Source organism: Sphaerotilus sp. (assembly GCF_041083715.1).
In the GTDB taxonomy this organism is placed as follows: domain Bacteria; phylum Pseudomonadota; class Gammaproteobacteria; order Burkholderiales; family Burkholderiaceae_C; genus Sphaerotilus.
Map to the genome: position 1 here is coordinate 1 of NZ_JBFPGY010000279.1, position 7,152 is coordinate 7,152.

The following is a 7,152-nucleotide window of genomic DNA, read 5'->3' on the forward strand; positions in this document are numbered from 1 at the left end:
GCGCCCGATGCCGGGTGACCGATGTCTTCGGCGGCATGGATCCGCCCGATCGGCGCCGAGTGGTCGAAGGCCTTGCCCAGCTCCCATGGACGGCCCTTGTCGCGCATCTTGAACTGCAGGTCACGCCGGGTCATGTCCAGCCCGACGGCATAGCCGTAGACATGGGCCAGCGCCTGCTCGACCGGGATGTCGCGCCCGCCGCGCCCGATCGCCACGACCAGTTCGATCTCATGGTGGACATTGGCCGACTGCGACGGGTAGGGAAACTCCACGGTCTGCCCCGGCGGCGCAACCACGATGCTGTTGTCGGGCTTGCAGAAGAAGAACGGCGGCTCGCGGTCCGGGTCGAAGCCCATCTCGCGGGCGTGTGCGGCGTAGTTGCGACCGACGCAGTAGAGGCGGCGCACCGGGAACAGTGTGTCGCGGCCGGCCACCGGGACGGTGACCTGGGGTTCGGGAGGGAAGGCGTAGAGGCTCATCGAATCAGCTCCTTGAGGTGCGGATGATGATGATGTCAGTTCTGCAGCGCCCAGACCAGCCGCACCGGCAGCTCGGTGCGCTTGAGCACGTCGCCGCGCGCCTCGCCCGTCGCCGGATTCACGGCCCAGCCATGCAGGAACGCCATCTGCGTGGTGTTCTCGTCGGTGCGACCGCGCAGGATGTTGGCGTAGTTGTACTGGTTGACCGGCGCCATGTTCGTGTCGATGCTGGCCGTCATGGCCCAGTGGCTCTCGGCGGGCGCGGCGGGAAACAGCACCGGGTCCAGCCCTGGCGTCGGGCCTGATCGGTGGACCAGCCGCTCCAGTTCGGTGACCCGGGGCAGCCGCCAGGCAAATCCATCCGCGTCCTTGCGGGACACCGCCAGTGCCAGCGCCTGCGCATGGCTGACGCGCACCGGCTGTCCGGTGCAGGTCCGGCCATTCCAGCGCATCCCCTCCACGCAGCGCGACCACGCCAGGCCCGTGTACGGGTCCAGGATCTGCGCGCCGTTGTCGGCGAGAACAAGGGCCGGCGCATCCGCCGGAATGGGTGCGGCCGCCTGCACGGTGGCCGCAAGCAAGGCGAAGGTCAGCACGCGCAGCGGCCGGCAAGGGAGCGGAATGGACACCATGGCTGGCTATTCGACCGCCCGGGCGGAAAGCTGAATGGCCTCCGGCATCCGGCGGCCGATCTGGCGTCCAATGGCGCCATGGAACATCCGCAGCCGCCCCAGCACCACGCCCTCGACCAGCGTCTGACCGATCTCGAGATCAAGGCCAGCTTCACCGAGGACCTGGTCGACCACCTGAACCAGATCATCATCCGCCAGCAGCAGCAGCTCGACGCACTCGCCCGCGAGATCAGCCAGTTGCGCCAGCAGAGCGGTGCCGACAGTGGCGTACCTGCTTTTCGCAGCTTGCGCGACGAATTGCCCCCACATTACTGACCTGAAATAGCCACCACCGCGGGGAGCATTTCCGCCCACCAGAACCCGACGCCCGCGACTACGCTGGCGTCCAACTGATGGGTCCAAAATGAAAAAAGATCAAGCCGCTCCAGGAATGCTCAGTGACTTCTTTCGTTACCACGGGTGGATGTCGCCCGGGGTGCGCTGGTTTCGACAGTCCAGTTTCAAGGCCAAGGCCGCCGTGATCGCACTGGTCTTCCTGATTCCGCTGACGTTCAGTCTCACGCTGATCTGGACGGACAGCGGTCAGGCCATCGCGGTCGCCCAGTCGGAACGCCAGGGGCTGGTGTATCTCCGGCCCCTCCTGGCCTTCATCCAGGAAGCGCAGGCCCGGCGCCATGCCGCCGTCCTGACTCCTGCCGAACTGCCTGCATGGCAGCAGCGGCTGAGCGCCACCACCGAGCAGATCGCGCACCAGCACCACGCCTCCGGCGCCCTCTTCAACGACCAGAAGACCTATGAAGTCTTCCAGCAGCAGCAACAGGCCTTGCAACAGACCCCAGTGGCCGCGTCGCAGGACGACACCTTCCAGGCCCACAGCGACTTGATCCTGGCCGCACTGAAGCTGATCGCCACCATCACCGACGGATCGCAGCTCAGCCTGGATCCGGATCTCGACACCTTCCACATGATGAACGTGGCGGTGCTGCGCGGCCCCCGGCAAACGGAGAACACCGCCAAGATCAGCGCGATGGGCCAGTTGATGCTGACCAACGCCGACTCCGGCACCACGCGGTACAGGCAAATGACGCAGTGGACGGCCGTACAGAAAATCCTGGATGACGATGTCGAGGCGTCCTACCAGGCCGGGATCGGCAGCGACCCGCCAACCGACCACCTGTTCGACATGAAGGGCACGGACGACGCCTTCGATGCCTTCATGTCAGCCGTCCGCGAGCAGATCATGGAAGGGCAACCCCAGGGGGAGATCTCGACCTACGCCCGGCTGGGTGACGCGATCGCGGTCAAGCAGAACACGCTGAACGGCCAGATTCTGGAAGAACTCGACCGCCGACTCCAGGCGCGCATCGACAGGCTGAGCAGCGCCCGGACACTGCAGCTGGGCATCAGCGCCCTGTTCGTGGCCATGGCGCTGTACCTGATGCTGGCGTTCTACCGGGTGATGACCGGCGGGCTCAACGAGGTGGCCGGCCACCTGAAGGAAATCAGCAAAGGCAACCTGACCACGGCACCGCGCCCCTGGGGCACCGATGAAGCCGCGCAGCTGATGATGAGCCTGCGCGAGATGCAGGCCAGCCTGCGGCGGACTGTGGGCGTCGTGATCGACAGCGCCACGCAGGTCCAGACGTCGAGCGACGACATTGCCACGGCGGCGGCCAACCTGTCGGTCCGCACCGAGCAGTCCGCCGTCAGCCTCCAGCAGACAGCCGCGACGATGGGCCACATCGCCAGCACGGCCGATCAGGCCGCCAGAACCGTGGAGGTCGCCACCGCCAGCGTGCAGGAAAACGCCAAGGTGGCCGAGCATGGCGGACAGGTCATCGCCGAAGTGGTCCGGACCATGGAAGACATCCGCGTCGCGTCGGTGCGGATCAGCGAGATCATCGGCACCATTGACGGCATCGCCTTCCAGACCAACATCCTGGCGCTCAACGCCGCCGTCGAGGCCTCGCGGGCTGGCGACCACGGCCGCGGTTTCGCGGTCGTTGCGTCCGAGGTGCGGGCCCTGTCCGGGCGTTCGGCGGCCGCGGCAAAGGAAATCAAGGCGCTGGTCCATTCCAGCCTCGCGCAGGTCAACAACGGCACCACCGTCGTGACGGATGCGGGCCAGATCATGCGGAACATCGTCGGCAATGCCGACAAGGTCTCCAAGCTGATCAAGGACATCGCCGAAACGGCCCAGCACCAGCGCCACAGCCTGCAGCAGATCAGCACCGCCGTGAGCGAACTCGACCAGGCCACCCAGCAGAACGCGACGCTGGTGGAGCAGAGCAGCCATGCCTCCGGTCAGCTGGCCAAGCAAGCCCGGCAGCTCGGCAGCGAGGTCAGCCAGTTCAAACTGGTGGCGCACTGACCCGACCGCGCAGCGGCACGCCCGGCGCCGGTACCGAATCGGCTCAGACCCGCTCGACGATCAGCGCGATCCCCTGCCCCACCCCGATGCACATCGTGCACAGCGCGTAACGTCCGCCGATCCGGTGCAGCTGGTTCACCGCCGTCGTGACCAGCCGCGCCCCACTCGCGCCCAGGGGATGGCCCAGCGCGATCGCACCGCCGTTCGGATTCACCCGCGCATCGTCGTCCGCCAGCCCCAGGTCGCGCAGCACCGCCAGCCCCTGCGCCGCGAACGCCTCGTTCAGCTCGATCACGTCCATCTGCGCCAGCGTCAGCCCGGTCAATGCCAGCACCTTGCGGGTCGCAGGCGCCGGACCGAAGCCCATGATGCGCGGGGCAAGTCCCGCCGTTGCCATGCCCACCACGCGGGCACGGGGCGTCAGGCCGTGGCGGGCGGCGCTGCCCTCGTCGGCCAGCAGCAGCGCGCACGCACCATCGTTGACCCCCGACGCATTGCCCGCCGTCACTGTGCCGTCCGGCCGCACCACGCCCTTGAGCTTCGCCAGTGCCTCCAGGCTCGTGTCGCGCGGGTGCTCGTCCTTGGTGACGAGGACCGGGTCGCCCTTCTTCTGCGCGATGCTGACCGGGGTGATCTCGCTGTCGAAGACACCCGCCTGCTGCGCCTTCACCGCGTTCTGCTGCGAGCGCAGCGCCATGCGGTCCTGCGCCTCGCGTTCGATGCGGAACTCGGTGGCCACGTTCTCAGCCGTCTCCGGCATCGAGTCCACGCCGTACTGCGCCTTCATCCGCTGGTTGACGAAGCGCCAGCCAATCGTGGTGTCGTACACCGCGTTGCTGCGGCTGAAGGCGGACTCGGCCTTGGGCATGACGAACGGGGCGCGGCTCATGCTCTCCACGCCGCCAGCGATCATCAGGCCGGCCTCGCCCGCGCGGATGGCCCGTGCCGCCGAGCCGATCGCGTCCATGCCCGAGCCGCACAGGCGGTTGATCGTGGCGCCCGGCACCTCCATCGGCAGCCCCGCCAACAGCGCCGACATGCGCGCCACGTTGCGGTTGTCCTCGCCGGCCTGGTTGGCGCAACCGTAGAGCACGTCGGTGACCGCCGCCCAGTCCACACCGGGATTGCGCGCCATCAGCGCCCGGATCGGGATCGCGCCGAGGTCGTCGGCACGCACGCCAGAGAGGGCGCCGCCGTAGCGGCCGAAGGGGGTGCGGATCGCGTCGCAGATGTAGGCATGGGTCATGGCAGGGTCCGGATCGGATCAGGTGCGGTTGAGGTCGAACAGGCTGGTGGCTTCGAGGTCGAGCACCTCGGTGTCGGCCTGGTTGAAGAGCTGCCAGCGCCAGCGCAGGAGCCCCAAGTGCGGCTGGCGCGCCGATCGGCGCGTCTCCAGCACCAGCGCCCGGGCGCGCAGCGCGTCGCCCGGACGCACCGGGTGCTTCCACTTCAGGTAGGCCAGGCCGGGCGAGGCGAAGGACTCCGAGCCGGCCAGCGCCGCGTCCGCCACCAGCCGCATCGCGATGCCGCAGGTGTGCCAGCCGCTGGCGATCAGGCCGCCGAAGGGGCCTTGCGCGGCAGCGTCGGGGTCGGTGTGGAACCACTGCGGGTCGTAGGCACCGGCGAACTGCAGCACCTCGGCCTCGGTGACGTGATAAGGGCCGGCCTCGATGACCTGCCCGGGGAAGAAGTCGGCGTATTTCATGGTGTCGGGCTCAGGCTGCGCGGCGCAGCCAGGGGCTGACCCGGTAGCGTTCGCCGCGGTACTGCGCGTCCAGCGCGTCCAGCAGCGCGATCACCTCGCCCGTGCTCCAGCGCGCGAGCCACTCGAACGGCCCTGCCGGGTAATTGACGCCAAGCTTCATCGCCGCGTCCGCCCCCGCTGGCGTGCACACACCCTGCAGCACCGCGTCGGCCGCCTCGTTGACCAGCATCGCCACCGTGCGCGCGACAACCAGCCCCGGTGCATCCACCAGCGGCAGCGGCGCGAAGCCGAGTGCGGCCAGCCACGCCGCCGCCTGCCCGCGCCACGCCGCGCAGGCACCGCCAGCCACCGCATAGGCCAGCGCGGTACCTGCCGCCACCGGCAGCACGACAGGCCGGTCAAACACGGCCACATCGCGGCAGCCGGTGTCCGCAGCGACCTGCGCGGCACAGCGGCCGTCGGTCAGCATCAGGCGGGCGCCGTCGATCTCCAGGCCGGTCCAGCCGCTGTCCGTCACCCGCGCCGGCCCCCAGCCTTGGGCCGACAACGCCGCGGTGGCGGCCTGCTCCAGCGCCTCGGCGATCGGGCCGGCACCGTGCACCGTCACCTCGCCCGCCGTGGTCGGTGCCTCGTGCACGGCCACCGGCAGCGCCGTGCCATCGTTCGGGTAGGCGTAGAAGCCGCGGCCCGACTTGCGGCCCAGCAGCCCGCCATCCACCATCTCGCGCTGCACCAGCGACGGCACAAAGCGCTTGTCGAAGAAGTTCGCCTCATGGACCGATTGCGTCACCGAGAAGTTGGTGTCGTGGCCGATCAGGTCCATCAGCTCGCACGGGCCCATGCGGAAGCCAGCCGCGCGCAGGCAGGCGTCCAGCACCGCAGGTGTCGCCGCCTGCTCCAGCAGCAGCGCCAGCGTCTCGGCGTAGTAGGGCCGGGCGATGCGGTTGACGATGAAACCGGGCGTGGACTTCGCGTGGACCGGCGTCTTGCCCCAGACCTTCGACAGCGCGAAGATCGCCTCGGCCACGGCTGGCGCCGTCTGCAGGCCGGAGACGACCTCGACCAGCTTCATCAGCGGCACCGGATTGAAGAAATGCATGCCGACCAGCCGCTCCGGGTGCACCAGGCCGTTGGCGATGGCCGTCACCGAGATCGACGAGGTGTTGGTCGCCAGCACGCAGTCGGCGGCGACGATGCCCTCCAGCTGCCGGAACAGCGCCCGCTTGACATCGAGCTTCTCGACGATGGCCTCGACCACCAGCCGCACGGGCGCGGCCTCCTCGATCGCCGTGACCGGGGTGATGCGGGCCAGCGCCTGCGCGGCGGCGTCGGCGTCCAGCTTGCCCTTGGCGACGAGCGTGTCCAGGCTCCTGGCAAGCTTGGTCTTGGCCTCGGCGGCGGCACCTGCGCGGGCGTCGTGCAGCAGCACCGGGTGGCCGGCCTGCGCGGCGACCTGGGCAATGCCGGCGCCCATGATGCCGGCGCCGATGACCAGCATCGGGGCGAGGTTCAACGGAGGAATCGAGGTCATCGTCATTGTGGAATCCAGTTCGCGGGCCGCTTGCCCAGGAAAGCGGCAAAGCCTTCGCGTGCCTCGTCGGTGCCGCGCACGCGGCTGATGGTCTGCGCGGTCAGCTCGCGGACTTCGGGGGTGATCGGGCCGACGTCGAGCTGCGCGAAGAGGGTCTTGATCTCGCGCTGTGCGTTCGGGCTGCCGGCGAGCAGCTCCTCCACGGTCGCATCCACCGTGGCGTCGAGCGCGTCGAGCGTCGTCACCTGCTGCACCAGGCCGATGGCGAGCGCCTCGGCGGCGGCGATGCGCGTGGTGGTCAGTGCCAGCCGCAGCGCCTGGCGCTTGCCGACCGCGTTCGTGACATAGGGGCCGATGACCGCGGGCAGGATGCCGAACTTCGCTTCGCTGACCGAGAAGCTGGCGTTGTCGGCCGCGATGGCGATGTCGCAGGC

The 7,152-nt window shown here is 69.0% G+C and carries 8 protein-coding genes; 2 read left to right on the forward strand and 6 right to left on the reverse strand.

The window, feature by feature from the left end:
• Both AB3X43_RS12680 and AB3X43_RS12685 read right to left on the reverse strand, forming a co-directional pair.
• Positions 1–479 (reverse strand): fumarylacetoacetate hydrolase family protein (locus tag AB3X43_RS12680; RefSeq protein WP_369430215.1); only part of this gene is annotated, 479 nt, incomplete at its 3' end.
• Positions 480–514: 35 nt separating this feature from the next.
• Complete coding sequence (locus tag AB3X43_RS12685; RefSeq protein WP_369430216.1) at positions 515–1,111, reverse strand: Lcl C-terminal domain-containing protein; 597 nt, start codon at positions 1,109–1,111, stop codon at positions 515–517.
• A gap of 78 nt (positions 1,112–1,189) precedes the next feature.
• On the opposite strand from AB3X43_RS12685, the gene AB3X43_RS12690 reads away from it, so the two are divergent.
• Complete coding sequence (locus AB3X43_RS12690; RefSeq protein ID WP_369430217.1) at positions 1,190–1,426, forward strand: SlyX family protein; 237 nt, start codon at positions 1,190–1,192, stop codon at positions 1,424–1,426.
• Positions 1,427–1,514: 88 nt separating this feature from the next.
• Positions 1,515–3,482 (forward strand): methyl-accepting chemotaxis protein, encoded by a 1,968-nt coding sequence (locus tag AB3X43_RS12695; RefSeq protein ID WP_369430218.1) that lies wholly within the window; start codon positions 1,515–1,517, stop codon positions 3,480–3,482.
• A 43-nt stretch (positions 3,483–3,525) separates the two neighbouring features.
• Here AB3X43_RS12695 and pcaF read toward each other — a convergent pair whose 3' ends face one another.
• From pcaF to AB3X43_RS12715, 4 genes are all read right to left on the reverse strand, one after another.
• The gene (gene pcaF, locus AB3X43_RS12700) at positions 3,526–4,728 is read right to left on the reverse strand and encodes a 3-oxoadipyl-CoA thiolase (RefSeq protein WP_369430219.1); all 1,203 of its coding nucleotides are present in this window, start codon (positions 4,726–4,728) and stop codon (positions 3,526–3,528) included.
• Between the two features lie 18 nt (positions 4,729–4,746).
• Positions 4,747–5,187, reverse strand: coding sequence for a MaoC family dehydratase (locus AB3X43_RS12705; protein ID WP_369430220.1), 441 nt, complete (start codon positions 5,185–5,187; stop codon positions 4,747–4,749).
• 10 nt (positions 5,188–5,197) lie between these two features.
• Positions 5,198–6,718, reverse strand: coding sequence for a 3-hydroxyacyl-CoA dehydrogenase (locus AB3X43_RS12710; RefSeq protein ID WP_473965120.1), 1,521 nt, complete (start codon positions 6,716–6,718; stop codon positions 5,198–5,200).
• Between the two features lie 2 nt (positions 6,719–6,720).
• Positions 6,721–7,152 (reverse strand): enoyl-CoA hydratase-related protein (locus tag AB3X43_RS12715; protein WP_369430222.1); only part of this gene is annotated, 432 nt, incomplete at its 5' end.

Excerpts from the sequence above, each read along its gene's own strand:
- AB3X43_RS12690 (WP_369430217.1), top strand. The coding sequence starts at position 1,190 with ATGGAACATCCGCAGCCGCCCCAGCACCACGCCCTCGACCAGCGTCTG.
- AB3X43_RS12705 (WP_369430220.1), bottom strand. The coding sequence starts at position 5,187 with ATGAAATACGCCGACTTCTTCCCCGGGCAGGTCATCGAGGCCGGCCCT.
- AB3X43_RS12695 (WP_369430218.1), top strand. The coding sequence starts at position 1,515 with ATGAAAAAAGATCAAGCCGCTCCAGGAATGCTCAGTGACTTCTTTCGT.
- AB3X43_RS12685 (WP_369430216.1), bottom strand. The coding sequence starts at position 1,111 with ATGGTGTCCATTCCGCTCCCTTGCCGGCCGCTGCGCGTGCTGACCTTC.
- pcaF (WP_369430219.1), bottom strand. The coding sequence starts at position 4,728 with ATGACCCATGCCTACATCTGCGACGCGATCCGCACCCCCTTCGGCCGC.
- AB3X43_RS12710 (WP_473965120.1), bottom strand. The coding sequence starts at position 6,718 with ATGACCTCGATTCCTCCGTTGAACCTCGCCCCGATGCTGGTCATCGGC.